This window comes from Thalassovita mangrovi (assembly GCF_009857745.1).
GTDB classification, from domain to species: Bacteria; Pseudomonadota; Alphaproteobacteria; order Rhodobacterales; family Rhodobacteraceae; genus Thalassobius; species Thalassobius mangrovi.
The window spans coordinates 1-1,488 of record NZ_WWEN01000020.1; the positions used below are offsets into that span (position 1 = coordinate 1).

Below are 1,488 nucleotides of genomic sequence, written 5' to 3' on the forward strand. Positions count from 1 at the left end.
CTCCAATTCCTTTGTGTGCTGGTACCCATGCCAGGTAGACTTTTTCCTTTTTTATTAACTGCTCTATTATTTGACTGACTAACTCTGATTCACTCTTATCTGGTTGTGCTTGAATGATTCCCAATGCATATTGTGAGTCTGTCACTATGTTTACTTCTAATCCCGAATCCTGCAAAGCTAGATGAATTGCTTGTAACTCAGTCTTCTGATTTGTTGTGTCCGTTAGGGGGACAACTTTTTGTCTTCCTCTGTCAGTTACATATCCTGCTTTTCCTAATTTAGTTTCCCTATTGGCTGCCCCATCTACATAGAAAGTTTCTGCTCCTATTATGGGTTCTTTCTCTAACTGGTACCATAACTTCACTAAGGGAGGGGTATTGACAAACTCCCACTCAGGAATCCAGGTGGCTTGCCAATACTCTGTCCACCATGCTTCCCATGTTTCCTTTTGTATGGGTAATTTAAATTTAGGAGTCTTTCCCCATATTACTATGCTTTCTGTGGCTATTTTTTGTACTGCCTCTGTTAATTGTTTCACATCATTAGTGTGGGCACCCTTCATTCTTGCATACTTTCCTGTTTTCAGATTTTTAAATGGCTCTTGATAAATTTGATATGTCCATTGGCCTTGCCCCTGCTTCTGTATTTCTGCTATTAAGTCTTTTGATGGGTCATAATACACTCCATGTACCGGTTCTTTTAGAATCTCCCTGTTTTCTGCCAGTTCTAGCTCTGCTTCTTCTGTTAGTGGTACTACTTCTGTTAGTGCTTTGGTTCCCCTAAGAAGTTTACATAATTGCCTTACTTTAATCCCTGCATAAATCTGACTTGCCCAATTCAATTTTCCCACTAATTTCTGTATGTCATTGACAGTCCAGCTGTCCTTTTCTGGCAGCACTATAGGCTGTACTGTCCATTTATCAGGATGGAGTTCATAACCCATCCAAAGGAATGGAGGTTCTTTCTGATGTTTTTTGTCTGGTGTGGTAAATCCCCACCTCAACAGATGTTGTCTCAGTTCCTCTATTTTTGTTCTATGCTGCCCTATTTCTAAGTCAGATCCTACATACAAATCATCCATGTATTGATAGATGACTATGTCTGGATTTTGTTTTCTAAAAGGCTCTAAGATTTTTGTCATGCTACACTGGAATATTGCTGGTGATCCTTTCCATCCCTGTGGAAGCACATTGTACTGATATCTAATCCCTGGTGTCTCATTGTTTATACTAGGTATGGTAAATGCAGTATACTTCCTGAAGTCTTTATCTAAGGGAACTGAAAAATATGCATCGCCCACATCCAGTACTGTTACTGATTTTTTCTGTTTTAACCCTGCAGGATGTGGTATTCCTAATTGAACTTCCCAGAAATCTTGAGTTCTCTTATTAAGTTCTCTGAAATCTACTAATTTTCTCCATTTAGTACTGTCTTTTTTCTTTATGGCAAATACTGGAGTATTGTATGGATTTTCAGGCCCAATTTTTG

Annotated in this window: 1 protein-coding gene; it reads right to left on the reverse strand. The window is 38.8% G+C overall.

Annotated elements, in window-relative coordinates:
• Positions 1–1,488: reverse transcriptase domain-containing protein (locus tag GR167_RS20465; protein ID WP_212770060.1), on the reverse strand; the 1,488-nt coding region annotated here is incomplete at both ends.